This is a genomic window from Cyanobium sp. Candia 9D4, assembly GCF_024346155.1.
GTDB lineage: Bacteria > Cyanobacteriota > Cyanobacteriia > PCC-6307 > Cyanobiaceae > Cyanobium > Cyanobium minutissimum.
Map to the genome: position 1 here is coordinate 415,521 of NZ_JAGQCK010000001.1, position 26,330 is coordinate 441,850.

Sequence of the window (26,330 nt, forward strand, 5' to 3'; positions counted from 1 at the left end):
CCGCCATGGTCGCTCCCGAACCACCCGTCCGTCGGGTGCCCCTGAAGCGCTTCGCCCACCTCAAGCGCCACCTGCCGGTGCCCCTCACCGTGCTGGTCACAACCGTGCTGGCCCTCACCGTGGGAGCGCCCGCTCTTGCCGTCCCCCAGGGCCGCCTGCCGAAGAGCTTCGAGCGCCGCGTCGGGGTGTGGCTCACCAACAGCCCCAGCCCCCTCTACTACGACGCGACCCGCATCGAGACCGCCGTGGCGCAGCTCGATGCCGCCGGCTTCAACACCCTCTACCCCAACGTCTGGAGCCGGGGTGCCACCTTCCACCGCAGCCGCTGGGCGCCGCTGGAGCCGGCCCTGGCCCGCTCCAATCCCGGCCTCGACCCCATCTGCCGCTTCACCAAGGCCGCCCATCGCCGCGGCATGCAGGTGATCCCCTGGTTCGAGTACGGCCTGATGGAGCCGGCCGATGCGGAGGTCGTTGAGCGGAACCCGGAATGGGTGCTGCGCCGCTCCGACGGCAGCGCCCTCTACGCCATGCATGGCGCCAACCTCAAGACCTCCCCGCTCAGGGACCTGCGGGTGTGGCTGAATCCGGCCCACCCCGGGGTGCGGGCCCGCTTCATCGGACTGATCAAGGAGATCGTCCAGCGCTGCGGCGTGGACGGCATCCAGCTCGACGACCACTTCGCCTGGCCGGTGGAGCTGGGCTACGACCCCTACACCCGCGCCCTCTACCTGGCGGACACCGGCCGGGAGCCGCCCACCAACTTCAACGACCGCTACTGGATGAAGTGGCGCCGCCAGCAGCTCACCGCCCTGCTGCGGGAACTGCGGGCCACCCTGCAGGAGGTGGGCGGTCCGCGGCGCACGGTGATCAGCCTCTCGCCCGGCCCCTTCCGCTTCGCCTACAACCACTGGCTGCAGGACTGGGAGCTCTGGGCCCTGGGCGAACTGGTCGACGACCTGATCGTCCAGAACTACGCCTACTCAGTGAAGGGGTTCGCCCGCGACCTCGACCAGCCGGCGCTGGTGAAGGCCCGCCGCTGGGGCATGCCCGTGGAGATCGGCATCCTCTCCGGCTTCGGCGGCCGCACCCCCGACATGGCCACCCTGGAGCAGAAGGTGCGTCTCTCCGCCGCCCGGGGCCACGGGGTGATCTTCTTCTACTGGGAGGGGCTCTGGGGCCAGCACGCCGGTCCGGAGGGGGCCGCCTTCCGCCAGGCCGCCTTCCGGCGCCTCAACCGCGAGGTGTTCGGCGGCCGCTAGCCGTCCCCGCCGGCCGCTCCAAGGCATTGGCCCACCACCTCACGGGTGTTGGTGGAGAGCTCGGCGGCCGCCAGCCCCTCCAGGGCCTGCCGCATCCGCTGCCGCCGGTCGGGGCTGTAGCTCTGCCAGCGGCTGAACACCTTGGCCATGCGCGAGGCCGTGATCGGGTTGCGCTGGTCGAGGGCGGCGATCTGGCCGGCCATGAAGCGGTAGCCGCTGCCGTCGGCGGCATGGAACACCGGCGGATTGCCCGCCAGCCCCCCCAGCACCGCCCGCACCGCGTTGGGCGCCGCCGGATCGAAGCGGGGATGGTCGAGCAGCCGCTGCACCCGCTCCAGCCCATCGGCGAACGGGGCGGACGCCTCCAGGGCGAACCAGGAATCGAGGATCACCGGCTTGTCCTCCCAGCGGGCGTAGAAGGCGTCCACCGCCTCCTGGCGGGCAGGAATCGGATGGTCCTGAAGCGCCCGCAGGCCCGCCCGGGCCAGGGTCATCGAGGGGCCATCCACCACCGCGCGGGCCGCCGCGATCGCCGCCGGTGACCCGGCCGCCACCCGCCAGCTCCAGATCGAGCCCGTCAGCATCCGGTCGCCCACCCCCTCGGGCCACGCCAACGACCACTGGGCGCTGACCCGCTCCAGGGCCCGCTCCAGGGGGTCGGCCAGGGCCTCCCCGAAGCGGCGGCGCAGGGCCTGCAGGGCGGCGAACAGGGCCGGCGGATCGGGCTCCGGCGCGCCATCCTCCAGTTCGGCCAGGCCCGGCAGGGCGAGCAGCACGCTGCGGCTGGCCTCCGAGAGGGAGGGATCGGCCAGGATCCGCCCGAAGGCGTCGATCAGGGCGTCCTCCAGCCCCCCATCCACCCGGCCGGCGGCCCGGCGCAGCAGGGCGCGGCGCAGCAGCACCTGGCCCGCGTCCCAGCGGGCGAAGGGGTCGCTGTCGGCGGCCAGCAGGTGCACCAGCTCGCTGGAGGGACGCCCCAAGGCCATTTTCACCGGCGCCGAGAACTGGCGCAGCAGGGAGAGGGCCGGTGGCGGCGCCTGGGCCGGCAGCCCCTCGAAGCGGAACACCTGCTCCTCCTGATCGATCAGCAGCAGCCGGGTGCCCGCCCCCCAGCGGCGGCCCAGCAGGGGCGCCGCGCCATGGTCCGGGTCCTCGGCCACCAGCCGCATCGGCAGGGGCTGGCCCGCCTGGCCCACCAGGCCCACGGCCAGGGGGATCACCAGGGGCTGCTTGTGGGGCTGGCCCGGGGTGGGCGGGGTGGACTGGCGCACGAACAGCTCCAGGGTCCCCGCCGCCTTGTTCCAGCGGCGCCGGATCCGCAGCACCGGCGTGCCCGCCTGGTGGTACCAGCGGCGGAACTGCCCGAAATCGAAGGGCGGCAGGCGGCAGCTGTCGTCCAGTTCGCCGGCGGCATCCTGCATCGCCTGCACGAAGTCCTCGCAGGTGGCGGCGGTGCCGTCGTGGCGCTCCACGTACAGCGCCATACCCCGCTGGAAGGTCTCCTCCCCCAGCAGGGTGTGCAGCACCCGGATCACCTCCGATCCCTTTTCGTAGATCGTGGTGGTATAGAAATTATCGATCGCCTGGTACTGGTCCGGCTGCACCGGATGGGCCGTCGGCCCCGCATCCTCCCGGAACTGGGTGTTGCGCAGCATCGCCACGTTCTCGATCCGGTTGAGCGCATGGCCATGCAGATCGGCCGAGAAGCTCTGATCCCGGAAGACGGTGAGGCCCTCCTTCAGCGAGAGCTGGAACCAGTCGCGGCAGGTGATGCGGTTGCCCGTCCAGTTGTGGAAGTACTCATGGGCGATCACACTTTCGATCCGCTCCAGCTCGCCATCGGTGGCCGTGGCGGCATCAGCCAGCACCAGCTTGGAATTGAAGATGTTGAGGCTCTTGTTCTCCATCGCGCCCATGTTGAAGTGGCGCACCGCAACGATGTTGTATTCGTCGAGGTCGTAGGCCAGGCCATAGACGCGCTCGTCCCACTCCATCGCCCGCTTCAGGGACGCCATGGCGTGGGCGGTGAAGGGGGCATCGCCCGGCTCCACGTGCAGACGCAGCTGCACGGTGCGGCCGTCAGCGGTGAGGAACGCGTCGCGCACCTCCTCCAGCCGGCCCGCCACCAGGGCGAACAGATAGGAGGGCTTGGGGAAGGGGTCGTCCCAGACGGCGTAGTGACGGGCTTCTCCGCCTGTCCCGGGCGGCAGGTCGCCGGCCTCGATGCCGTTGCCGTTGGAGAGCAGCACCGGGCAGCTGTCCCGGTCGGCCTCGATCCGCACCCGGAAGCGGCTCAGCAGGTCGGGGCGATCCGGGTGGTAAGTGATGCGGCGGAAGCCCTCCGCCTCGCACTGGGTGGTGACCATCCCCCCGCTCACATACAGCCCCTCGAGGCTGGTGTTGGCCCGCGGATCGAGCCACACCGTGCTGGTGAGCACGAACGGCCGTTGGGGCGGCTGCAGCACCAGCAGGCGGTCGTCCTCCAGCCGATAGGCCTCGGGGGGCAGGGGCACGCCATCGAGCGCCAGGGCCCGCAGCTCCAGATCCACCCCCCGCAACTCCAGCGGCTCAGCCGCCACCTCCGGCCCCTCCGGCGCGCCGGGCCTGGGCAGGAACGCCAGCCGCGCCTCCACCAGGGCATGGTCGGCGAACAGGCGCACCGTCAGGTCGGTGCGCTCCAGCAGGTAGGGCGCCGGACGGTAGTCGGCGAGGCGGACGATGGTCATCCCAGGCTTACCTGGGGGCCGCCGGAGTGGCAGGAGCCGGGGCCCCAGGCCGGGCCGCGCCCTGCTGCTTGATGGCGTCCTGAACCTTCTTCATGACGTCGGCCGGCACCTCCTTGGGGCAGATCTCGGCGGCACCGAGCACGGCCGAGTTGATGGCGCCGCGGCGCAGCTCCTCGATGGTGAGGGCCTTGGTGCCCACCTGCTGGATCTCGCCCTTGTGCTGGCCGAGGATCAGCTGGGCGATGGTTTCGCCGGCGATGCCCACCGATTTCTCGAAGTCGACGCCGGCGGCGCGGGAGATGCAGACGTTCACGGCGCCGATGCGGGTGTAGAGCCCCATCTCGGCGGGGGTGGCCGGTGCCGCCTGGGCGGCCAGAGGTGCCAGCAGCAGCGGCATGGCGACCAGGGGCGCCAGCAGCGGCCGGGAGCGGCGGAGCAGGAGAGACAAGGGGTAGGGGATCCGTGAACCACCATCGTGCTGCATCGCAGCAGCCGCCACACCCGCCGCTGAGACCGCTCCGCGAGGCGGCCCAGTCGCCGGGGCCCCGGCCCTGACAGCGATTAACCGATCGGCTCTCCCGCCGCCTCCAGCCGGATCTCGTGGTGGTGCTCCACCAGCTCGAGGCTGCCGTGGCGCCAGGTGTGGATCGAGCGGGAACGGTAGCGGTCCTGGTCCACCAGGCGGATCTGTTCCAGCACTTCCCAGTCGTCGTAATGCGACTGGAACGCCATGGTGTGCTCATCGATCTGGCGGATCTGGCTGACCGTGGGGGCCCCCGCCAGGTAGCCGCAGCTGCGGCGCAGCTGGTGACCGCACAGCCAGGCCTCCATCGTGCCCTCGGGCCGGTAGTCGGGCTTGGTGTCGAAGAACGGCTGGTGGCCCTCCGCCCACCAGGTGAACCGGTAGCCCTCATCCCCGTCCACCAGTTCGCGGTGGACCTCGATGCGCAGGTTCATGTCCACCCGCAGCACCGCGTCGTCCTCGGTGAAGAAATAGGTGCGGCGCGAGCGCCAGAGCCCCAGGTTGCGGGCGAACCAGCGCCGCAGGCTGGTGTCGAGGCGGATGCGGCTCTGCACGGCAGGAACCCTGGAGAGACCGGGCTGGGTCGGTGTGGTCATGGCGGGCCCACCCAGGCGTACGGACGCGATCCCTGAAGTGCTAGCGACGTTTCCGGGTTCTGCCCAAAACCCCATAAGGTTGGGGGCGTTGCCGCATCCCTGCCTTTGCCGGTCCTGGGGGAGCCCGATTTCCCGCCCTTGCCGTCGTCGCCGTCGCCGCCGCCCCCGGCGGTGGCCGAGGCCGGCCCCGTCACCGGTGAGGCCCAGAAACCGCTCAAGCTGCTGCTGGTGGCGGCCCGCCATCACATGGCCTCCGCCGACCTGCGGGCCCTGCTGGCCTTCCTGCAATCAGAGGACTGCACCTGCAAGGTCTCCCTCCAGGTGGCCGATCCGGCCGACCATCCCGAGCTGCTGGAACTGCACCGGCTGGTGGCCACCCCGGCCCTGATCAAGCTCGATCCCCTGCCCAAGCAGGTCTTCGCCGGCAACACCCTGGCCCAGCAGCTGCGCATCTGGCTGCCCCGCTGGCAGCAGATGGAGGTGGTCACCACCCTGGGGCTCAGCCTGCGGCCGGCGGAGATGGATGGCAGCCGCAGCCAGCGGGAGGTGCAGCTCGAGGACCAGCTGCTGGTGCTGCGTCAGGAGAACGAAACCCTGATCGAGCGGCTGGGCGTCCAGGAACGGCTGCTGCGCATGGTGGCCCACGAGCTGCGCACCCCCCTCACCGCCGCCAAGCTGGCCCTTCAGAGCCATGCCCTGGGCCAGATCGACGAGAGCCGCTTCCGCGACGTGCTCAACCGCCGGCTCGATGACATCGAGGCCCTCTCCCGGGACCTGCTGGAGGTGGGCACCACCCGCTGGGAGGCCCTGTTCAACCCCCAGCGCCTGGACCTGAGCCAGGTGGCCGCCGAGGCCATCCTGGAGCTGGAGAAGCTCTGGGTGGGCCGGGGGCTGCAGCTGGTCACCGACATCCCCGCCGACCTGCCCGACGTCCACGCCGACCAGCGGCGCATGCGCCAGGTGTTCCTCAACCTGCTGGAGAACGCCCTCAAGTTCACCCCCGACGGCGGCAAGGTGAGCCTCAGCCTCATGCACCGCACCAGCCAGTGGGTGCAGGTGAGCATCTGCGACAGCGGCCCGGGGATTCCCCGTGAGGAGCAGCACCGCATCTTCCAGGACCGGGTGCGGCTGCCCCAGACCTCCGGCACCACCTCCGGCTTCGGCGTGGGCCTGTCGGTGTGCCGCCGCATCGCGGAGGTGCATGGCGGCCGCATCTGGGTGGTGTCCGAGCCGGGTGAGGGCGCCTGCTTCAACTTCACCGTGCCGGTCTGGACCGGCCAGAGCTCCCCGGAACCGGACCGTTCCGCCCCCGGTCGGCCCGCCGCCGAGGACCTTCCTTGACGAAGGGTCCCTCCGGCCCGTAGCGTCCAGCACATCAGATCGGCGCTGAGCCGGCTGTGGCCTCGCCCCCATCGTCTAGAGGCCTAGGACACCTCCCTTTCACGGAGGCGACAGGGGTTCGAATCCCCTTGGGGGTATGCATCGGTTCCGGGCTCGGGGCGGTTTCGTCCTGACCCGCGCCACTTTTTTAGAGCTGCTGTTCAGCAGCTTGCACGCCATGCCGTTGGCAGGAGGGCCGTATGGGGAAGAGCCTCAGAGCAGCTGGGCGCGGCGCTGGGCTTCCCGCTGCACACCCCGCAGGTTGCTGGCCAGATCCTCCTTCAGCCGCTGCTCGATCAGGCCGATCGGCATGCCCGGCTTGCCCTGGACGGTGAGGTCGTAGAGGAGCCAGGTGCTGGTGGCGTCGACGCCCACCTGCCAGATGCCCTGGAAGCAGCGGAAATCGCCCTCCAGCATCCGGAAGGCCAGGCGCCCCTGCTCGGGTTCCTCGCTGAGCTCCAGCTGGACACGGGCACTGAAGCGCAGACCGCAGAACTGCTGGGTGCCCACCTGCTCCAGGGCCACCAGGTTGCCGCGGCGCCAGAGCTGGCGGGAGCTGGCGAGATTGGGAATGAAACGGTCGAGGTGGTCGTAGTCGGTGAGCACCGCCCAGATCCACTCCGGGGCGAGATCGAGGCGCAGCTGCACCGCCAGGCGCCGGGTGCCCTGGGGGAGACGCTCCATCTCCTGCTGAATCGTGTCGAGGGCGCAACTGGCCTCTCTGGCGACCATGGCCTCGGTTGACGGGAGGTGCACGGGGCTGGGAAACGACGCCAGAAGCTGTGCCAAGACGGATCGGAGCTCGCTCGGGGCTTGCGTGAGGGTGGCAGCGGTCGGCACCGGGAATGGTGCGACGGAACACAAACTAACCGGTGTGTCCGGATTCCGGTCAACGAATCCGCACCGAGGGGGTGTGGGGCGAGTTCTCTATGATCGGCCCGATTTTCGGCTCCGACGCCCGCATGCGTGTTTCCACCGGCAAGGCCACCCAGTCCGACGGCCGCATGTTCACGGTTGTGGTCGAAGGCTTCGGCGTCGGCGTGCAGCGGCGGGCCGAGCGCCGGATCACCGTGCCCTTCCCCCAGCTGCAGCGCCTGATGCAGACCATCGCCCAGCAGGGCGGTCGCATCAAGGCCGTGACCGCCGAGGAGGTGCCCGAGGGCCCCCCCACCCCAGTCGCCGGTGACGCAGCGGTCTCCGACGCCCCGGCCGCCACCCCCACCCCCGCCAAGAAAGCCCCCGTGAGCCACGCCGACGTCCCGGTCAACCTCTACAAGCCGAAGGATCCGTTCATCGGCACCGTCCTCGACAACTACAGCCTCCTGGCCGAAGGGGCCATCGGCCGGGTGAACCACATCACCTTCGACCTCTCGGAAGGCAACCTCCACTACGTCGAGGGCCAGAGCATCGGCATCATTCCCGATGGCGAGGACGCCAACGGCAAGCCCCACAAGCTGCGTCTGTACTCGATCGCCAGCACCCGCCACGGCGATAACTGCGAGGGCGGCACCGTCTCCCTCTGCGTCCGCCAGCTCCAGTACGAGAAGGACGGCACCACCATCAACGGGGTCTGCTCCACCTTCCTGTGCGACATCGAGCCCGGCGCCAAGGTGAAGATCACCGGCCCGGTGGGCAAGGAGATGCTCCTTCCCCCCGATGAGGATGCCAACATCATCATGCTGGCCACCGGCACCGGCATCGCTCCGATGCGCGCCTACCTGCGCCGCATGTTCGAGCCGGGCGAGCGCGCCAAGAACCCCGAATACCAGTTCCGCGGCAAGGCCTGGCTGATCATGGGGGTTCCCAAGACCCCCAACCTCCTCTACGAGGACGACTTCCAGCGCTACCTGGCCGAGTACCCGGAGAACTTCCGCTACACCAAGGCCATCAGCCGCGAGCAGCAGAACCCCAGCGGCGGCCGGATGTACATCCAGGACCGGGTCACCGAGCACGCCGATGAGATCTTCTCCCTGATCGAAGATCCCAGGACCCACGTCTACATGTGCGGTCTGCGCGGCATGGAGCCCGGCATCGACGAGGCCATGACCGCCGCCGCCGCCGCCAAGGGCCTCGACTGGAGCGAGCTGCGGCCCCAGCTCAAGAAAGCCGACCGCTGGCACGTGGAGACCTACTGAACCCCACGCCCCCAAGGGGCCGTCGACCCAGGGCCCGCCACCGGCGGGCCTTTTTCATGGGGGACGATCCGAGAATGCACACACCGGCAGGGTCCCTGTGGCGGCGATGCAGCGGGAGGCCTGCGCCGCCGTTAAACCAGGGGTGACCGGACGCCCTCCCCATGACCGCCATCCTCACCAACCCGCTGCGGGTGGGCCTGCGCCAGGAGCGGGTGATCTCGCCCCAGTGCATCGTCATCTTCGGGGCCAGCGGTGATCTCACCCACCGCAAGCTGATCCCGGCGCTGTTCGAGCTGTTCCGCCAGCGACGCCTTCCCAGCGAGTTCGCCGTGCTCGGCTGCGCCCGAAGGCCCTGGAGCGATGAGGAGTTCCGCGAAAAGATGGGCGCCGCCCTGGCCGATGAGATCGCCTCCCATCGCACCGCCTGGGAGCAGTTCGCCCAGGGTCTCTTCTACGAGCCGGTCGACCTGCAGCAGCCCGAGCACCTGGTGCGCCTCGGCCAGCGGCTGGAGAGCATCGACCGGCTGCGGGCCACCCGGGGCAACCGCACCTTCTACCTCTCGGTCTCGCCGGAGTTCTACGGCAGCGGCTGCCGCGCCCTGGCCGGTGCCGGCCTGCTGGCCGATGCCGAGCGCAGCCGGGTGGTGATCGAAAAGCCCTTCGGCCGCGATTACGCCAGCGCCCAGGCCCTCAACAAGGTGGTGCAGGCCTGTGCCAAGGAAAGCCAGGTGTTCCGCATCGACCATTACCTGGGCAAGGAAACGGTCCAGAACATTCTGGTGCTGCGCTTTGCCAACACGATCTTCGAGCCGATCTGGAACCGCAACTACATCTCCAGCGTCCAGATCACCGCGGCTGAAACCGTGGGCGTGGAGGAGCGGGCCGGCTACTACGAGTCGTCCGGCGCCCTTCGGGACATGGTGCAGAACCACCTCACCCAGATCCTGGCCCTCACCGCCATGGAGGCCCCGGGGCGCTTCGATCCGGAGGCCATCCGCAACGAGAAGGCCAAGGTGCTGCAGTCGGCCAGCCTGGCCAACGAGGAGGAGCCCTGGAAGTGCTGCGTGCGGGGCCAGTACGCCGCCGGCGGCAGCATGGCCCGGCCCCTGCCGGGCTACCGCCAGGAGCCGGGGGTGAACGCCAACAGCACCACGGAAACCTATGTGGCCATGAAGGTGGCCATCAACAACTGGCGCTGGCAGGGGGTGCCCTTCTACCTGCGCACCGGCAAGCGGTTGCCGAAGCGCCTCAGCGAGGTGGTGCTCACCTTCCGGGAGGCCCCGGTGCACCTGTTCGACGCCGCCGGTGGCGCCCCCACCCCCAACCAGCTGATCCTGCGCATCCAGCCCGACGAGGGGGCCGAGTTCAAGTTCGAGGTCAAGGCCCCCGGCTCCGGCATGCGCAGCCGCCCGGTCGACATGGCCTTCAGCTACGACGAATCCTTCGGCGAGCCCTCCGACGAGGGCTACGTGCGGCTGCTCGCCGACGCCATGCTCGGCGATCCCACCCTGTTCACCCGCAGTGATGAGGTGGAGGCGGCCTGGCGGCTGTACACGCCGCTGCTGGCCCTGATCGAGGAATCCCCCTGGCAGCTGCCGGTTCAGCCCTACGAGGCCCGCACCTGGGGTCCCGCCGCCGCCGATGGCCTCCTGGCCAGGGACGGTCTGATCTGGCGGCGTCCCTGACGCACGGCCCCAGGGCCCCGCGCCCCCTTCCCCTTCCGCAGCCCCGCGATCCCCGCCCCCTTCCGCGCCCATGGCTCCCCAGCTCACCCTCCAGGCCCCCCTCGATCTGCCTCCCGAGGAGGTCAATCCCTACCTGCACCGCCTCTGGACCCACGATCTGGAGGGCTCGACCGGGGCCGCCACCTTCACCCTGGTGGTGTGGGAGCCGTCCTGGCTGGAGCAGCAGATGGTGCGCATCGGCCGGGTCGATGGCCCGATCACCGGCCTGCTGAGAACGGAGTTGCTGGAGGCGGCCCGCCAGGCCGTGCCGGAAACCGGTCTGCCCTACAGCACCGCACCGATGGATCCCCGCCTGGCCTGGGCCATCGGCCAGAAGGAGGGGAACCATCGCACCGAAGACCTGCGTGGCCAGTTCGTCGAGAGCGCCATCAGCGCCCACATGCCCCGGCGCCTGATCACCCTGGCCCCCACCCTCGATCCGGGCCATCCGCTCGAGACCCTGGTGGCGGCCTACTGCCCGCTGCCGGAGGAGGGGGGCGCCGGTGCCGCCTGCGGCGACGTGGTGGTGCTGCGTGGCGGCATGGGCGCCCTGAAGCAGAGCCTCGATCTGATCGGCTCCCTGGTGGACGACACCCTGCCCTGCTGGGTGTGGTGGAACAGCAGCCTGGATGAGCCCTCCGAGATGCTCGAGGCCCTGGCGCCGGTCCCCCGGCGGCTGGTGATCGACAGCTCCCTCGGGGAGCCGCGCCGCTGCCTCGACCTGATGCTGGCCCGGATCAGCGCCGGCCAGGCCGTCAACGACCTCAACTGGCTGCGGCTGCGCACCTGGCGCGAATCCCTGGCCATGGTGTTCGATCCCCCGTCCCGCCGCGATGCCCTCGGCCACGTGGTGCAGCTCGACATCGACGTCGAGGGGGACCACCCGGTGAAGGGGCTGCTCCTGGCCGCCTGGATCGCCGACCGCCTCGGCTGGCACCTGATCACCAGCTACGCGGTGGAGGTGGACGGGCCGGGCCCGGGGATCACGGCGGAGTTCGAGCGCACCGACGGGGTGGCGGTCCAGTTCACCCTCATGCCGGTGCCCATGGGCGCACCCAAGACCCACCCCGGCGCCATCGTCGGCATGCGGCTGATCTGTGAACCGCAGCAGCGCCCCCCCCTGTGCGTGATTCTCTGCTCGGAGTCCGGCGGCTGCATGCGGCTGGAATCCGGTGGCATGGCCAGCATGGAGCTGGCGGAGGGGGTGGTGCCCCTGCCGGAAGAAAGCGAGGAGATGGAGATGGCCCGCCTGCTTTCGGGCGGCCACGACTCCACCTCGCCGCTGCTGGCGGCCGCCGCGCCGCTGGCGGCGAGCCTGCTGCCAGGCTGAGGCACCTCCCGCCGGAGCGGCCGATGCCGCCGATCGCATGAGCTGCCTGATCGCGGCCCCCTGCAGCGGCAGCGGCAAGACCCTGCTGAGCCTCAGCCTGGCCGCCGTGGCCCGGGCACGGGGGGAGACCATCCAGCCCTTCAAGGTGGGGCCCGACTACCTCGACCCCCAGCTGCTGGGGGCGGTGGCCGGCCGGCCCTGCCGCAACCTCGACCCCCTGCTCTGCGGCGAGGAGTGGGTGCGGCGCAGCTACCGCTGGCACGGCGGCCGGGCCGGACGGGTGCTGGTGGAGGGGGTGATGGGCCTGTTCGACGGCCGCGGATCCGGCAGCGAGGGCAGCTCCGCCGCCGTGGCCGCCCTGCTGGGGCTGCCGGTGGTGCTGGTGGTGGAGGCGTCGCGCCAGGCCGGCAGCCTGGCGGCCCTGGTGCGCGGCTTCCGTGACCACGGCCCGCCCCGGGTGACCCTGGCCGGGGTGGTGCTGAACCGGGTCGGCAGCGAGCGGCACCGGCTGCTCCTGGCCGAGGCCCTGGCCGCCATCGAGGTGCCCCTGCTGGGGGTGCTGCCCAGCCACCCCAGCCTGGAGCTGCCCTCCCGGCACCTGGGGCTGCTCACCCCGGGGGAGCTGGGCGACCTGGGCGAACGCCAGAGGATCTGGGCCGCCCTGGCCGAGGAGCACCTCGACCTGGCGCGGCTGTGGCCGCTGCTGGCGCCGCCGGCGCCGGCGCCGGAACGGCGCGATCCGATCCGCTGGTGCCTCGACCAGGTCCCGCCGGAGCGGGCCGCCGCTGGGGCTGGGGCGGGATCCGCCCTGGGGCAGGGAGCCGGCGGCGCCGCCCCCCCCCTGCCCGTGGCGATCGCCGGCGATGCGGCCTTCCACTTCCGCTACCCCGAGGCCCAGGAGCTGCTCCAGGCCTGCGGCCTCAGCCCCATGTCCTGGAGCCCCCTGGCCGACGATCCCCTGCCGCCCGACTGCCGGGCGGTGCTCCTCCCCGGCGGCTACCCCGAACTCCATGCCGCCCGGCTGGCGGCCAGCCGCCGCAGCCTCGGATCCCTCCGGGCCGCCGCCCGGGCCGGCCTGCCGATCGTGGCCGAATGCGGCGGTCTGCTGCTGCTGGGCCGGGAGCTGGAGGACCCGGACGGCCTGCCCCACCCGATGGCGGGCCTGCTCCCCTTCCGTGCCCGCCGGGGGCCCCTCAGCCTTGGCTACCGGCAGGCGCTGCCGATGGAAGACGGGCTGCTGGTGCGCCGCGGTGAATCCCTCTGCGGCCATGAGTTCCACCGCTGGCAGCTGCTGGCCCAGCCCTCCGGCGGCGACGTGTTGGCAGAGGCCCAGAGCCTGTGGCAACTTGAAGGATGGGGATCACCCGGGAGGATCGAAGGATGGAGCGCGCCGACCGTTCACGCCACCTGGCTGCACCTCCACTGGGCTGGATGCCCGGCGATTCCCTCGAGACTGGCCAGATCCGCCGCCAGCGCCGCGCCGCTGCCGAGGAACGCCGTTTCCTGCAACCCAGTCTCCGGGTGACGGCCACGCCCCAGGAGCGCTGGCGCATGAGCGTCCGCGGTCTGGTGCAGGGGGTGGGGTACCGGATGGGCTGTCGCCAGAAGGCCATCGACCTGGGCCTCAGCGGCTGGGTGCGCAACCGTCCCGACGGTTCGGTGGAGGTGGAGGCCGAGGGGCTGCCGGACCGCCTGGTGGAACTGCGGCTCTGGTGCGAGAAGGGCCCCCAGGGGGCCCAGGTCAGTGGCGTCACCAGCGGCCAGGTGGCCGTGGCGGGCACCGACTGGTTCGAGATCCGCCCCTGAGCACCGGCCGCCGCCGGCCAGTCGCGTCACGGCACCGGACAATGGGGCGTCACGGACCGCAGCGATGCCGACCCCCAGCCTCTGGAGCGAACTGTTCGGATTCGGCCTGGCGATCAGCTTCAGTCCGCTGCACATCGGCCTGCTGCTGTTGATCCTGCTGGGCCCCAGCCCGCTCCGCCGGGGCAGCTGGTTCGTGCTCGGCTGGCTGCTCACCTCCGCGGCGGCCATCGCCCTGCTGCTGAGCGTGGGCCACGGCCTGCTGCTCACCATGGAGCGGGGCACCGACCAACGCACCGGCCTCGACCTGCTGGGGGCGGGCGGACTGCTGGCCCTGGGCCTCAACGGTCTGCTGAGCAGCCGCCAGGGGGGCGGTCCCCCCGGCTGGACCCGCCGGTTGGACGGCTTCTGCGCCCTGCCCCTGCCGCTCCTGCTCGGCCTCAGCGCCGCCGTGCAGGTATCGAGCCCCGACGACCTGTTCCTCTACGCCCGCACCGCCGCCAGCCTGCTCGAGGCCGGGCTCAGTCGGCCCCGGGAGGTGCTGACCACGGTGGTCTTCAGCCTGTTCTCCGGCACCCTGCTGCTGCTCCCGCTGGCGGGGCTGGTGCTGGTGGGGCAGGAGCGGCTCCTGCCGGTGCTCCAGGCGGGCAAGCTCTGGCTCTTCGACAACGCCGAACTGATCGTGGCGGCCATCTGCTTCGGCCTGGCCGCCTACCTGGGCTGGCAGGGCATCGAAGGCCTGCGGGCGGGGTGAGTGCTCAGGGGCCCGTCGGGGGCTCCTCGGCCTCCAGGATCCGGCCCAGATACTTGGGGTCGTGCAGGGTGCCGTGGCGGGAGAGGGGCAGCACGCGCTCCTTGGGCAGGCCGGGCAGGGGCTGGCGGGAGCGCAGCATCAGCCAGCGCCGCACCAGGACCACCACGCCCACCAGGGCCGCAGTGATTCCCAGGGCGCCCACGTCCGTCAGCAGCTCACCGCCGCCCGATCCCGCGTGGCCGCCGGCGTCGGCCGGCTTGGCCTCCGGCGCCGGGGTGGTGCCGATCCACTGGAAGGCTCCGGCCTGGGGAGTGGCCATGCCGAACGGTGCGGACAGGGGACGGGATTCCAGCACGAATCGGACGTCCACCACGCATCGTCGTCAAGAGGGTAACGGGTCGGGGCCTTTTTGTGCATCCCCGTTTCCGGTGCTGCCGGCGGCGGCGCCGGTGTCGCGCAGCCAGCGGTCCCAGTGCTCCCGATCGCCGGCGTCCGCGGCGGCCGCCATCAGGGTCACCGCCTGGCTGGCCCGACTCACCGCCACGTAGACCAACCGCTGGCGCAGGGCGAGGTCGCGGGGCCAGAAGACGTCCTCGTCGATGAACACCTCGCCGAAGGTGCTGCCCTGGCTGCGGTGGACGGTGAGCACGGCCGCCGGTCCGAGGGAGGCGAAGGCGTCGCGCACCAGGAAGAAGCGGCGCCAGAGGGCCTTGCCGTCCTTCTGGCCCGCCTCCCGGGCCTGCAGCCGCAGCCGCTCCAGCACCCCATCCAGGCAGGCCCGCGCCGTGCTGCCGATCGGCGGCAGCAGGCGCAGGTTGAGCTGGGATTCGCCCGCCTCCACGGTGGCGTTGAGGGTGTCGATCACCGCCGCGCCGAGGGAGGCCTCGACGCCGAATTCGGCCAGGTCGCAGCGGTCGGGCCGCACGTCCCGCACCAGGAGCTCCCGGTTGCTGCCCAGCAGCAGGTCGGGCTCTTCGGCGGCGGCGTCCCCCTCCCGGCAGGCCGGCGCCATCACGGCCGTGCGGGTGATCAGCACCTCGCCGGGCAGCACCGGCAGCTGGTCGGCCATGGCACCGTGCAGGGCACGGCGGGCAATCGGCACCAGCCGCTCCAGGGACCGGTTGGTGTAGCAGAGGATCCGCGCCAGGTCGGGATCGTCGGCTTCGGCGCTGCGGCGCAGGCCCGCCTGGGCAGCCTCCAGCCAGTCGCTCCGCCCCAGCAGCGACACCCGGCCCTCCGCGGTACGCACCGGATCCAGCAGCGGCGGCCGCCGGCAGGGCAGGGCCCCCTCCCGCAGCCCGCCGGCCAGCCGCAGCACCGGGCCCCCGTGGCGGACCACACGGGTCAGGGCCACCCGCCGGGCCCGCCCCAGGGCGAACACCGGACTTCGCTCCTCCCCCACCGGCGGCAGCTGGGCCGGATCCCCCACGAACACCAGCCGGGTGCGGTAGGCCTGGGCGCAGCGCAGGGTGATCTCCAGCAGGCCGCCATCCACCATGGAGGCCTCGTCGACCAGCACCAACCCGAGGTTTTCCAGCGCCAGGGCGGTCTGCAGGGTCTCCTCGCAGCGCTCCCGGTCCCCCTGCCGCTTCAGCTTCAGCCGCAGCAGCCGGTGGATCGTGGAGGGGTACCAGGTGGGGTGCAGACCCGCCAGGGCGAGGTGGTGGCGCAGCACCCCCACCGCCTTGTGGGTGGGGGCGACGACGGTCCAGCAGAGGCCGGCCCGCTCCGCCTGGGCCAGGAACCGCATTGACAGGAAGGTCTTGCCGGTGCCCGCGTAGCCCTCCAGCACGAACGGCACCCCGTCGGCCGGGGCCTCCAGCCAGGCGGCGAAGGCGGCGGCCGCCTGCTGCTGGTCGTCGCTCAGGCCGGTGTGATCGCTCACCCCAGCGGCAGCCAGCCGGCGCCCCGGGCGATCTGCAAGGGCGATCCCAGCAGGGCCAGGCCCGGCAGCGCCACCAGGGGGCCGATCAGGCTGCCGACCAGCACCTCGGCGCGGGTGTGGCCAAGGTTCTCCTTCAGGGGGCGCAGCACCGGGTCCGCCTCCGGCGGGCCGTCCTGGGGATGGGTGTCCCAGAGGCCGTCGGGGAGCCCGTTCACCCGCTCGGCCGTCAGTCCGGCGGCCCGCCGCACGCCGCTGGCGTCGTAGAGAACGATGAAGCAGAGCACGGCCGCCAGGGCGAACAGGGGGTCGGCGAATCCCAGCTCCCAGCCCAGGCCCGCGGCGGTGCCCGTCATCAGGGAGGAGTGGCTCGACGGCATGCCGCCCGTCTCGACCAGCACCGCCGGTCGCCAGCGGCGGTGCACCACCAGCTCGATCAGCAGCTTGGAGAGCTGGGCCACCCCGCAGGCGGCCAGACCCCAGGCGAGCACACCGTTGTCCAGCAGCCCGCCGAGGGCATCGAAGGCGCCGATGGCCTCGCTCATCGGTCGCGACTGGTGATGTAGTCGGCCAGGGCCAGCAGGGGCGCGGCCTTGGCGCTCCAGGGCTCCAGCACCGCCTTGGCTTCACCCACCAGGGCATCGGCGCGCCGGCGGGATTCCTCCAGGCCCAGCAGCTTGGGGTAGGTGGTCTTGTCGGCGGCCAGGTCCTTGCCCGCCGTCTTGCCCAGCACGTCGCTGCTGGCGGTGACATCAAGGATGTCGTCGATGATCTGGAAGGCCAGGCCGATGCCGCGGGCGTAGGTGCGCAGGGCCGCCAGCAGCTCCTCGGAGGCTCCGGCGATCAGGGCACCGGAGATCACGCAGGCGCGCAGCAGGGCGCCGGTCTTGTGGAGGTGGATGTACTCGAGGGTGTCGAGATCCACCTGGCGGGCCTCGCACTCCAGATCCACCACCTGGCCGCCCACCAGGCCGGGGGCGCCGGAGGCCAGGGACAGCTCGCCCACCACCTGCAGCAGCCGCTCGGGGGGAACCCCCGGACTGCGCAGGGCCACCATCTCGAAGGCGCGGGTCAGCAGGGCATCGCCGGCCAGGATGGCCTTGGCTTCTCCGTAGACCTTGTGGTTGGTGGGCCGGCCGCGGCGCAGGTCGTCGTTATCCATGGCGGGCAGATCGTCATGGATGAGCGACATGGTGTGGATCATCTCCATCGCCACCGCCGTGGGCATGGCCAGATCGGCGTCGCCGCCCGCCAGTTCGCAGGCCGCCAGGGTGAGGATCGGCCGCAGGCGCTTACCGCCCGCCAGCAGGGAGTAGCGCATCGCCTCCCGCAGCGACTCGGGCCGCTCGGGACCGAGGGAACTCTCCAGGGCGGCCTCCACCCGCCAGCGGGCCGCCTCCAGGTAGGCGGTGAAGTCGAAGGCCGTGCTCACCGCCGAGGTCATGGGGTCCTGAGTCTTCGCGCGGATTCTCTCAGGCCGATGGTGGCAGGTGCCGGGTGTGCGCAACAGTTTGGGATCGGTTGCGCTGCACTGGGATGCATTGGAGAGGCTTTCGGGATCGGATCCCTGAAAGCTCTCTAGGCTGATCTATCCATCCTTAGTGACTTCTCAAGGTGAGACATTCCAGGGTGCGGCTGCCGATCACCCAGGCGCCCCTGCGCCGTTGGGCCGCTTCGCCGGCATGAGGGGTCTCGGCTGGGCCTGGCCGCAGGTGGCCCTCGTTGTTGGCCTGATCCTGGCCAGCGGGGGTGTGGTCACGCTCTGGACGGCCAGTCTGCGCAGACAGGTGGGGCGCCGGACCCAGGCGTTGCAGCGGGACCGAGAGGACCTCAGCGCCATCATCCACTCCATTCCCGACCCCCTGATCGAGATCTCCGCGTCCGGGGAGATCCTGGCGATTCACAGTGCCCAACGGGGGCTGTTCCATCTGCCGGAGAACCCGGACGTCCGCCCCCATCTGGAGGATGTTCTCTCCCCTGCGGCCGCCACCACAATGCTGCAAGCGCTGGCGTTGGCGGACGCGTCCGTGGACGGCCGCTCCCCCAGGCGGCAGATCGAGATGGCCAAGCCCGGGGGCGTCAACTGGTTCGAGCTCTCGATCGCGAGAAAGGAACAGGAGAACCGGAACGATCCCCGCTACCTGATGCTCTGCCGGGACATCACCGAGCGCAAAGGCTACGAGGCGGGAATTCTGCGCCTCAACCAGCTCTACGCCACCTTGAGCGCCTGCAACAAGGTGGTGGCCAGAGTACGGGACCCTTCGGAGATGCTGGCGCAGATCTGCCGCCTGGCAGTCACCTCGGGGGAGATGCGACTGGCCTGGGTGGGGATGATCGAACCCTCCAGCCGCCGGATCAGGCCGGCGGCCTGGTTCGGCGACGACAGCGCCTATCTGGATGGATTGGAGATCAGCCTTGATCCGGAAGACCCGAAGGGGCAGGGCCCCTTCGCGAGCGCCCTGCGGGACAACCACCCCTTCTGGATCAGTGATTTCATGACGGATTCCTCGTGCGTGCCCTGGCACGAGCGGGCCCGCCCCTATGGATGGGGGGCTGCCGCTTTCCTGCCCCTGCATCGCGACGGGGTCGTGATCGGTGGTCTGGGGATTTACGCCAATGAAACCGACCGATTCGATGTCAAGAGCCAGCAGTTGCTGCTCGACTTGGTTGGTGGCATCGATGTCGCCCTCGACCGGCTCAGCCTCGAGGCCACCCGTGAAGCGCTCGAGGACGCGGTCAAGGTCAGCGAGGAGAAGTTCAGGGAGATCACCGAGTCCACCCATGAAGTGATCTGGTCATTGGATCCTGAGACGCTTCGCTACCTGTATGTGAGTCCCTCCGTGCTGCGGCTGCAGGGATTCACGGTCGAGGAGGTGATGGCCAGGCCGTTCGGTGAGGCCTTCGGTGGGGAGGCCGCCGAGCGGCTGAAAGGGCAGATCAGCCAGGATCTGGCCCAGTTCAGCGCCGGATTGCGCAGCAGTGACGTCGTCTCGATCGACGAGGCCGAACTTCTGTGCAAGGACGGCTCAAGGGTCTGGACCGAATCGGTCTCCAAGATGGTGCGCAACAAACGCACTGATCGGGTGGAGCTCCACGGGGTGACCCGTGACATCACTGAGCGCAAGTTCGCCAAGGAGCAGATCGAGCGACTGGCCTATTTCGACCCCCTCACGGGCCTGGCCAACCGCACCCTGCTGCAGGATCGTATCCGCCACGGCCTTGATCTGGCCAGGCGATCCAATCTGCCTCTGGCCCTGCTGGTCCTCGATCTCGATAACTTCAAGCAGGTCAACGACAACCTGGGCCATGCCATCGGCGACAGGGTGCTGCTGGAGATGGCGAAGCGCCTGAAGGCCAACCTGGCGGACGGCGACACCCTGGCCCACACCAGTGGAGACGAATTCGTTGTGGTGCTCCCCGATTCGGATACCACGGCCACCCTGGCGATGACGGAACGCTTGCGGAACTCCGTCGCCAAGGCTTTCAGCCTCGGCGCCGAACCCCTGTTCCTCACCGCTTCGGTGGGCATTGCCAACTTCCCCGACGATGGCATCACACCAGAGCAGCTGATGGGCAACGCCAACATGGCACTCCACCAGGCCAAGCTTGCCGGCCGCAACGGCCTCCAGTTCTTCACTCCCAGCGTTCAGGAAACGAGCATCCGCGCCCTGCGGCTCACCAACGCCCTGCACCAGGCCATCCAACGTGGAGAACTCAGAGTGGAATACCAAGCCCAGCTCGATCTCAGCAGCAACCTCATCTTCGGGGCCGAGGCCCTGATCCGCTGGACCCATCCCGATCTGGGTCCGGTACTGCCGTCCGAATTCATTCCCCTGGCCGAAATGTGCGGTCTGATCTTCCCGGTCAGCCAGTGGGTGATGTGCTGCGCCCTTCGAGATGCGCACTGCTGGACGGACATGGGATCGACGCTGTTGACCGTCTCGGTCAACATCTCTGCGGCACAGTTTGACCATGGGGATCTCATCCAGATGGTGATCGAACAGCTTCAGGCTGAAGGGTTTCCGCCCGACCGGTTGGAGTTGGAGCTCACGGAATCGGTGACACTCACCGATCCGGAGAAGGCCCTGGCCCAGATGGAGCAGATCTACGCCCATGGCATCCGCCTGGCCATTGATGACTTCGGCACCGGCTATTCCTCCCTGAGTTATCTGAAGCGGATCCGGGCCCATCGGCTCAAGATCGACCAATCCTTCATCCGCGATCTGGTGGCCAGCGAAGACGATCGCGCCATCGTGGTGACGATCATCAATCTGGCCCGCTCGATGGGCATGCGTACGCTCGCCGAAGGGGTGGAAACCCTTGAGCAGCTGGCCCTGCTCCGCGCCCTCGGCTGCGATGAGATTCAGGGCTACCTGCTGAGCCGGCCCCTGCCCCAGATGGCCTTCCTGGAGTTCCTCAAGACCCCCGTTCCCTTCACCCTCCTGGAAGCGAACTCAGTGGAGCAGATCGCCTAGGTCATGCTCCAGCCCGTGGCGCTCGCACCAGGCCAGCACGGTGTTGACCAGCAGCATCGCCACGGTCATCGGCCCCACCCCTCCGGGCACCGGCGTGATCGCCGCCGCCAGCGGCTCGACCGTTTCGTAGTTCACATCACCGCAGAGCCGGCCCTCCAGCCGGTGGATGCCCACATCCACCACCACCGCCCCCGGCCGGACGTGCTGGGCGCCGATCAGCCGGGGGCGGCCGGCCGCCACCACCAGGATCTCGGCCTCCTGGGTCACCTCGGCCAGGTGATGGGTGCGCGAATGGGCCATGGTGACGGTGGCATCAGCGGCCTGGAGCATCAGGGCCATCGGCTTGCCCACCAGGATGCTGCGGCCGACCACCACGGCCCGGACGCCGGCGATCGGCACGGCGGCATTCCTGAGCAGGGCCATCACGCCGGCCGGCGTGCAGCTGCGCGGCCCCCGCTCCCCCTTGAGCAGGCGCCCCAGGTTGAGGGTATGCAGCCCATCGGCGTCCTTGTCCGGGTCGATCGCCGCCAGCAGCGGCCCCTCATCGAGGCCCGGCGGCAGGGGCAGCTGCAGCAGGATGCCGTCGACCGTCGGGTCGGCATTGAGGCGCCCGATCAGGGCCAGCACCTCCTCGGCCGGGGTGTCCGCCGCCAGATGGCCCCCATGGCTGCGGATGCCGACACGGCGACAGGCCTTCTCCTTGTTGGCCACGTAGACGCCGCTGGCGGGGTCATCCCCCACCCGCAGCACCGCCAGACCGGGGGGCCGTCCCGCCATCGCCAGCCCATCGGTGATCACGGCGTTCAGCCGTTCTTCGATCGCCGCCGCCAGTCGCCTGCCATCGAGAAGGGTGGCCATGGGGGGGAAGCGTTGCCGGACCCCAGCATGCACCGACACCCTGCGAAAAGGGTGCCGCATCCGTTGGCTAACCTGGACCGATGAGATTCGGGCTGCGGCGGATCAGGGGACTGTGGCGCCACTTGCTGCGGCTCGAGCGTCCCCGCCAGGCCCTGATGGCCTGGCGCCCCGGGGGCGGTCTGCTCGTGCTGCTGCTCTGCCTGCTGGTGGCCCTGCTCTCCAGCTGGCCCTGGCTGGTGGAGCCCAACCTGCGTCCCGGCATGCCGGCACCCTTCACGGCCCGCGCCCCCACCGACGCGACGGTGATCGACAGCACCGACCTCGAGCAGCGCCGCAGCCAGATGCTGCCCCGCAGCCAGATTCAGGTGGTCGACCCCCAGGCCAGTGAAGCCCTGGTGCAGCAGCTGGAGCTGCGGCTGCAGCGGGTGCGCCAGACGGTTGCCGACGACCAGCCCCGGCCCGATTCCCTCAATCTCACCGAAGAAGAACGCCGCTGGCTGACGGGGCTGACTCCCCCAGAGCTGATGCGCTGGAAGGTGTCCCTGCGACGGGCCCAGCAGCGGATGCTCAGCCAGGGCGTCGTCGCCAGCCTGTCCGAGGGCCAGCTGCTCACGGCCGCGGAGCTCCAGCTGCAGGACCTCTCGCCCCCCGCCCGCAGCCTGGGCAGCCGCCTGCTGGCCGCCAGCCTGCAGGGCCGCACCAACCTCCGCAGCGACAGCTTTCTCAGCCAGCGCCGCATCGAGGACCTGCTCACCCGCCAGGGGCTGCCCACGATCCGGGTGCGCAAGAACGACCTGATCACCCGGCAGGGGGAACCGATCAGCCCCCAGGCCTTTGATGTGCTGGAGCACTTCGATCTGGTCAACCATCGGCCCCGGCCCGTGGCCTGGCTGGGCCGTTTCAGTGAGGCCCTCGCCGCCTGCGGGGTGATGCTGCTGGTGATGCGCCGCTGGCGCGCCAGCCTCGAGCCGCGCCAGGCCCTGCTGACCCTGGCGATGCTGGTGCTGGTGCAGGGGTGCAAACTCTGGCTCGGCAGCCAGGTCAGCCCCCTGGCCCTGCTGGTTCCCCCCACCCTGCTGCTCTCCCAGGGGCTGGGCACGGCCGCCGGCCTGGCCTGGCTGGCCGTGGCCGCCATGCTCTGGCCGGTCCCCGTCGAGGGCCTGCTGGTGCCCCAGCTGGGGGTGGCAGCGGTGGTGGCCGCCGTTGCGGCGGTGCTGGCGGGGCGGCAGCGCAACCGGGCCCAGCTGCTGCAGCTGGCCCTGCTCCTCCCCGTTGGCGCCGTGCTGCTGCAGTGGCTGCTGATCCACCTGTTCCATCTGCACAGCCTCGAGACCTCCGCGGGGCCGTTCAGCGGCACGGACCTGCTCCAGGAGGCCCTGCTGGTGGCGGGACTGCTGATGGCGGGACTGCTGCTGGCACCGCTGGTGGAAAGCTTCTTCGGCCTGCTCACCCGGGCCCGGCTGATGGAGCTGGCCGACCTGGAGCGGCCGCTGCTGCGCCGCCTTTCGATGGAGGCCCCGGGCACCTTCGAGCACACCCTGATGATCTGTGGCCTGGCCGAGGAGGGGGCCCGCGCCATCCAGGCCGACGTGGACCTGATCCGCACCGGCGCCCTGTATCACGATGTCGGCAAGCTGCACGGCCCCCAGTGGTTCATCGAGAACCAGGAGCAGGGAGCCAATCCCCACGATGAACTGGACGATCCCTTCGCCAGTGCCGCCATCCTCCAGGCCCATGTCGACGAAGGGCTGAAGCTGGCCCGCCGCTACCGGCTGCCCCGCCCCCTGGCCGATTTCATCCCGGAGCACCAGGGTCGGCTGAAGATGGGCTACTTCCTCCACCAGGCCAAGGAACGGGACCCTTCCGTGCGGGAGGAGCAGTTCCGGTACCGCGGTCCGGCGCCCCGCAGCCGCGAGACGGCGATCCTGATGCTGGCCGACGGCTGCGAGGCCGCCCTGCGCTCCCTGCCCCCGGGCACCACCGAGGCCGAGGCCCGGGCCATGGTCCGGCGGCTGGTGGAGGCCCGCCAGAACGACGGCCAGCTCGACGGCAGCGGCATCTCCCGGGCGGAGCTGGAGTTGGTGATCCGCGCCTTCGTGCGGGTCTGGAAGCGCATGCGCCACCGGCGCATTCCCTATCCCATCCCCCCCCGCAAGGCCTTCAGCGCCTGAGCCGGAACCGCCCCAGCCAGCGGCCCACCACCAGCCCCAGTGTCACCGCCGCCAGGCCCCCCAGCAGGCTGACCAGCACCACGGCGAGCGCCTCATCGGGGCGACCCCGCCGCAGCGCCAGGCTGATCTCCAGCATCCAGCTGCTGAAGGTGGTGAGCGAGCCGCAGAAGCCGATGCCGCCCAGCAGCAGCAGCCGCGGCCGGGGAGGGTGCAGGCCGGCGATCACACCGATCAGGAAGGTGCCGACCAGGTTGGCCACCAGGTCCGCTTCGATCAGTCCGGTGGGCACCCCCTCCAGGCCCTTGCCGACGTCCTCCAGGCGCCAGCGCAGCAGGGCGCCGGGCACCGCACCTGCGGCCACCAGCAGCAGGTCCCGGGCTTCCCGGCGCAGGCTGGCTGGGCTGTCGGAAGGGGGTGGTGCCATGGTTCCTCCCTAGCTGCCGCCGATGGCCAGCCCGGCAGCCACGGCCAGCAGGCCCCCCAGCACCGAGCCGCCGCAGAGCAGGACAGCCTCGCGGCGCTGGCGTTGGTGCAGGGTCGCGTGCAGCTCGGCGATCCAGGTGGAGAAGGTGCTGAAGCTGCCCAGGAAGCCCGTGCCCAGCAGCAGCAGGGTGCGACCGGCTGCACCGCCGCAGCTGGCCTCCAGGCTCACCAGCAGGCCGATGGCGAAGCAGGCGATCAGATTCACCCCGAAGGTGCCCCAGTGCTTGCGGGGCAGCATCGGTTCGAAGTGGTTGACCACCCGGAAGCGCAGCCAGGCCCCCGGCACCGCGCCGATGGCGACGAACAGGGCGTCGTTGTCCATGGGGCCGGCCACCTCAGCGCCTCCCCTCCAGCAGGGCCCGCAGCTTGCGTTCCAGCACCACCGAGGCCGGGATCAGCGTGATCAGGTTGGCGGCGATCACCGGACCGTCGGCCCGCAGCAGGCCGTAGATGGCCCAGGCCAGCACCCCCAGTGTGAACAGGCCATACATCCGCAGCGAGATGGCGCTGGTGTCGCCGCTGCGCACGGTCTTCAGCGCCTGGGGGAACAGGCTCAGGGTGGTGAGGGAGGCGGCGCCGTACCCGAGGGCACTCACCGTGAACGACTCCATTGGCGCTGGCCGCTGTGGTGGTCAGCATGACGACATTCCGCCCATCCGGCCATGGCCCTGAGCTTCCGCGAACTGCAGCAGGGGCTGCAGGCCCCGTGGGGCCGGGAGCATGGCGACGCCGGCGGCGGGGCGGGCGCGGATTTCGATCTGCTGATCCTGCCTTCGCTCACCATGGATCCCTCCCAGCTGGCCCTGGTGACGGGGGCCCACCACTACGAGGAGCGCCAGCTGTTCTCCCTGATGCGGCTGCGCAATCCGGGCGTGCAGGTGGTCTACGTGACCAGCAAGCTGCTGCCCGAGCTGGTGGTGGACGCGGTGCTGGAGCTGATGCCGGGGGTGCCCACCTCCCATGCCCGCCGCCGGCTGCACCTGTTTGACACCGACGACGGCTCTGCCCGACCCCTGACTCAGAAGCTCCTGGAGCGGCCGGCCCTGCTCGGCCGGATCCGGGAGCGGCTGCGGCCGGGCCGGAGCTTCATCATCTGCTACGTGGTGACCGAGCTGGAGAAGACCCTCTCCGAGCGCCTGCAGGTGCCCCTGCTGGGCACGGACCCGGCCCTGGGTTACTGGGGCACCAAGGCGGGCAGCCGGGAGCTGTTCGCCCGCTGCGGCGTGCCCCACCCCCCCGGCACCGGGCTGGCCCACGGCCTCGACGACCTGGCGGAGGCGGTGGCCGACCTGTGGGAGAGCGACCCCGGGCTGGGGGGCTGTGTGATCAAGCTGAACGAGGGCTTCAGCGGCGAGGGCAATGCCCGCGTCGACTTCACCCCCCTGGGGCTGGCCGGGCTGGCCAGGAGCGAGCGGGTCGGGCGGATCCGGCGGGCCCTCGAGGACCTGCCGATGCCGGCGGCCGGCTGGACGGACCTGCTGGCCAGCCAGGGGGCCCTGGCCGAGGCCTGGCTGGAGGGCGGTGACGCCCTTCGCTCCCCGAGCGTGCAGGGCACGATCCACCCGGGCGGGATGGTGGAGGTGCTCTCCACCCACGAGCAGATCCTCGGTGGTGCCGGCGGCCAGACCTACCTGGGCTGCCGCTTCCCCGCCGCCGAGCCCTACCGGGTGGCGCTGATGGAGCACGGCCTGGCCGTGGGCCGGGCCCTCGCCGCCGAAGGGGCCCTCGAGCGCTTCGGGGTCGACTTCATCGCCCGCCGCTTCGGCGAACGCTGGGATCTGCAGGCCATCGAGGTCAACCTGCGCCAAGGGGGCACCACCCATCCCTTCATGGCCCTGCGGGCGATCACCGCCGGCAGCCTCGATCCCGCCACCGGTTGCTTCCTCTCCCCCACCGGCCAGCCGCTGCACTACCGGGCCACCGACAACCTCAGCGATCCCCGCCTGCGGGGGCTGATGCCCCTCGACCTGATCGACATCGTGGCCGAGGCCGGCCTCCACTACGACCCCGCCCGGCTGCAGGGCAGCGTCTTTCACCTGCTGGGCTGCCTGTCGGAGTTCGGCAAGCTGGGCATGACCTGCATCGGCCGCGATCCGGAGCAGGCCTCCGCCGTCTACCGCTCCACCGTGGCGGAGCTGCTGGCGGGGGCCTGCGCCCGCCGCGGGGCGGGGCTGCCGGAGGCCGGCGGCTGACGCTCCGGGCCACTCAGGGCAGGATGGGTCAGCACAGGG

23 protein-coding genes and 1 tRNA gene are annotated in these 26,330 nt (G+C 70.8%); 12 read left to right on the forward strand and 12 right to left on the reverse strand.

All coding sequences use genetic code 11. The annotated features are described in order from the left end of the window. Positions 1 to 5: 5 nt before the first annotated feature. Complete coding sequence (locus tag KBZ08_RS02090) at positions 6 to 1,259, forward strand: glycoside hydrolase family 10 protein (RefSeq protein WP_254970985.1); 1,254 nt, start codon at positions 6 to 8, stop codon at positions 1,257 to 1,259. On the opposite strand, the gene pepN is transcribed toward KBZ08_RS02090, so the two are convergent. The 3 genes from pepN to KBZ08_RS02105 form a co-directional block, all read right to left on the reverse strand. Next, the gene (gene pepN / locus KBZ08_RS02095; RefSeq protein WP_254970987.1) at positions 1,256 to 3,985 is read right to left on the reverse strand and encodes an aminopeptidase N; all 2,730 of its coding nucleotides are present in this window, start codon (positions 3,983 to 3,985) and stop codon (positions 1,256 to 1,258) included. The two genes, KBZ08_RS02090 and pepN, sit on opposite strands and share 4 nt — an antisense overlap. 7 nt (positions 3,986 to 3,992) lie before the next feature. Continuing rightward, the gene (locus tag KBZ08_RS02100; protein WP_219903869.1) at positions 3,993 to 4,433 is read right to left on the reverse strand and encodes a hypothetical protein; all 441 of its coding nucleotides are present in this window, start codon (positions 4,431 to 4,433) and stop codon (positions 3,993 to 3,995) included. A 113-nt stretch (positions 4,434 to 4,546) separates the two neighbouring features. Continuing rightward, entirely contained in the window at positions 4,547 to 5,104 is a 558-nt protein-coding gene (locus tag KBZ08_RS02105) for a hypothetical protein (RefSeq protein ID WP_254970992.1), read from the reverse strand. A 171-nt stretch (positions 5,105 to 5,275) separates the two neighbouring features. Here KBZ08_RS02105 and KBZ08_RS02110 point away from each other — a divergent pair, with 171 nt between their 5' ends. Then, positions 5,276 to 6,445 (forward strand): histidine kinase, encoded by a 1,170-nt coding sequence (locus tag KBZ08_RS02110; protein ID WP_106219789.1) that lies wholly within the window; start codon positions 5,276 to 5,278, stop codon positions 6,443 to 6,445. Between the two features lie 64 nt (positions 6,446 to 6,509). Continuing rightward, a tRNA-Glu gene (locus KBZ08_RS02115) sits at positions 6,510 to 6,582 on the forward strand. 115 nt (positions 6,583 to 6,697) lie between these two features. On the opposite strand, the gene KBZ08_RS02120 is transcribed toward KBZ08_RS02115, so the two are convergent. After that, positions 6,698 to 7,216, reverse strand: coding sequence for an SRPBCC family protein (locus KBZ08_RS02120; RefSeq protein WP_254970994.1), 519 nt, complete (start codon positions 7,214 to 7,216; stop codon positions 6,698 to 6,700). 230 nt (positions 7,217 to 7,446) lie between these two features. Here KBZ08_RS02120 and petH point away from each other — a divergent pair, with 230 nt between their 5' ends. The 6 genes from petH (at position 7,447) to KBZ08_RS02150 (ending at position 14,230) form a co-directional block, all read left to right on the forward strand. Next, positions 7,447 to 8,619 (forward strand): ferredoxin--NADP reductase, encoded by a 1,173-nt coding sequence (petH, locus tag KBZ08_RS02125; RefSeq protein ID WP_254970995.1) that lies wholly within the window; start codon positions 7,447 to 7,449, stop codon positions 8,617 to 8,619. Between the two features lie 161 nt (positions 8,620 to 8,780). Beyond that, positions 8,781 to 10,304 (forward strand): glucose-6-phosphate dehydrogenase, encoded by a 1,524-nt coding sequence (gene zwf / locus KBZ08_RS02130; protein WP_106219791.1) that lies wholly within the window; start codon positions 8,781 to 8,783, stop codon positions 10,302 to 10,304. 70 nt (positions 10,305 to 10,374) lie between these two features. After that, positions 10,375 to 11,673, forward strand: coding sequence for a glucose-6-phosphate dehydrogenase assembly protein OpcA (locus tag KBZ08_RS02135; RefSeq protein WP_106219792.1), 1,299 nt, complete (start codon positions 10,375 to 10,377; stop codon positions 11,671 to 11,673). A gap of 37 nt (positions 11,674 to 11,710) precedes the next feature. Further along, the gene (locus KBZ08_RS02140; RefSeq protein WP_254970996.1) at positions 11,711 to 13,198 is read left to right on the forward strand and encodes a cobyrinate a,c-diamide synthase; all 1,488 of its coding nucleotides are present in this window, start codon (positions 11,711 to 11,713) and stop codon (positions 13,196 to 13,198) included. Beyond that, positions 13,195 to 13,479, forward strand: a complete 285-nt coding sequence (locus KBZ08_RS02145; protein ID WP_106219794.1) for an acylphosphatase — start codon at positions 13,195 to 13,197, stop codon at positions 13,477 to 13,479. Before KBZ08_RS02140 ends, KBZ08_RS02145 begins: the two co-directional genes overlap by 4 nt. 64 nt (positions 13,480 to 13,543) lie before the next feature. Beyond that, entirely contained in the window at positions 13,544 to 14,230 is a 687-nt protein-coding gene (locus tag KBZ08_RS02150; RefSeq protein ID WP_106219795.1) for a GAP family protein, read from the forward strand. 4 nt (positions 14,231 to 14,234) lie between these two features. On the opposite strand, the gene KBZ08_RS02155 is transcribed toward KBZ08_RS02150, so the two are convergent. The 4 genes from KBZ08_RS02155 to crtE form a co-directional block, all read right to left on the reverse strand. After that, a complete protein-coding gene (locus tag KBZ08_RS02155; RefSeq protein WP_146134535.1) occupies positions 14,235 to 14,549 on the reverse strand; it encodes a hypothetical protein in 315 nt (104 codons plus the stop codon). Positions 14,550 to 14,612: 63 nt separating this feature from the next. Next, positions 14,613 to 16,115: an AAA family ATPase gene (locus KBZ08_RS02160; protein ID WP_254970999.1), complete on the reverse strand. Its 1,503-nt coding sequence runs from the start codon at positions 16,113 to 16,115 to the stop codon at positions 14,613 to 14,615. After that, a complete protein-coding gene (locus KBZ08_RS02165; RefSeq protein ID WP_254971007.1) occupies positions 16,112 to 16,657 on the reverse strand; it encodes a divergent PAP2 family protein in 546 nt (181 codons plus the stop codon). The genes KBZ08_RS02160 and KBZ08_RS02165 overlap by 4 nt, the downstream gene beginning before the upstream one ends. After that, entirely contained in the window at positions 16,654 to 17,556 is a 903-nt protein-coding gene (gene crtE, locus KBZ08_RS02170; RefSeq protein ID WP_181279988.1) for a geranylgeranyl diphosphate synthase CrtE, read from the reverse strand. The genes KBZ08_RS02165 and crtE overlap by 4 nt, the downstream gene beginning before the upstream one ends. A 220-nt stretch (positions 17,557 to 17,776) precedes the next feature. On the opposite strand from crtE, the gene KBZ08_RS02175 reads away from it, so the two are divergent. Then, entirely contained in the window at positions 17,777 to 20,587 is a 2,811-nt protein-coding gene (locus tag KBZ08_RS02175) for an EAL domain-containing protein (RefSeq protein ID WP_254971010.1), read from the forward strand. On the opposite strand, the gene folD is transcribed toward KBZ08_RS02175, so the two are convergent. Continuing rightward, a complete protein-coding gene (gene folD, locus KBZ08_RS02180) occupies positions 20,567 to 21,445 on the reverse strand; it encodes a bifunctional methylenetetrahydrofolate dehydrogenase/methenyltetrahydrofolate cyclohydrolase FolD (RefSeq protein WP_254971012.1) in 879 nt (292 codons plus the stop codon). The genes KBZ08_RS02175 and folD overlap by 21 nt on opposite strands. Before the next feature lie 80 nt (positions 21,446 to 21,525). Between folD and KBZ08_RS02185 the strand changes: the two genes are divergently transcribed. Then, a complete protein-coding gene (locus KBZ08_RS02185) occupies positions 21,526 to 23,616 on the forward strand; it encodes an HDIG domain-containing metalloprotein (RefSeq protein ID WP_254971014.1) in 2,091 nt (696 codons plus the stop codon). Here KBZ08_RS02185 and KBZ08_RS02190 read toward each other — a convergent pair. Genes KBZ08_RS02190 through KBZ08_RS02200 form a run of 3 tightly spaced genes read right to left on the reverse strand, consistent with a single transcriptional unit; the run spans position 23,606 to position 24,710 of the window. Continuing rightward, on the reverse strand, positions 23,606 to 24,040 hold the full coding sequence (locus KBZ08_RS02190) for a CrcB family protein (protein WP_254971015.1): 435 nt from the start codon (positions 24,038 to 24,040) through the stop codon (positions 23,606 to 23,608). The genes KBZ08_RS02185 and KBZ08_RS02190 overlap by 11 nt on opposite strands. 9 nt (positions 24,041 to 24,049) lie before the next feature. Beyond that, positions 24,050 to 24,421, reverse strand: coding sequence for a CrcB family protein (locus KBZ08_RS02195; RefSeq protein WP_181279990.1), 372 nt, complete (start codon positions 24,419 to 24,421; stop codon positions 24,050 to 24,052). A gap of 13 nt (positions 24,422 to 24,434) precedes the next feature. Further along, positions 24,435 to 24,710: a SemiSWEET family sugar transporter gene (locus KBZ08_RS02200; RefSeq protein WP_254971017.1), complete on the reverse strand. Its 276-nt coding sequence runs from the start codon at positions 24,708 to 24,710 to the stop codon at positions 24,435 to 24,437. Between the two features lie 51 nt (positions 24,711 to 24,761). Here KBZ08_RS02200 and KBZ08_RS02205 point away from each other — a divergent pair, with 51 nt between their 5' ends. After that, complete coding sequence (locus tag KBZ08_RS02205) at positions 24,762 to 26,291, forward strand: peptide ligase PGM1-related protein (RefSeq protein WP_254971018.1); 1,530 nt, start codon at positions 24,762 to 24,764, stop codon at positions 26,289 to 26,291. Positions 26,292 to 26,330 lie beyond the last annotated feature (39 nt).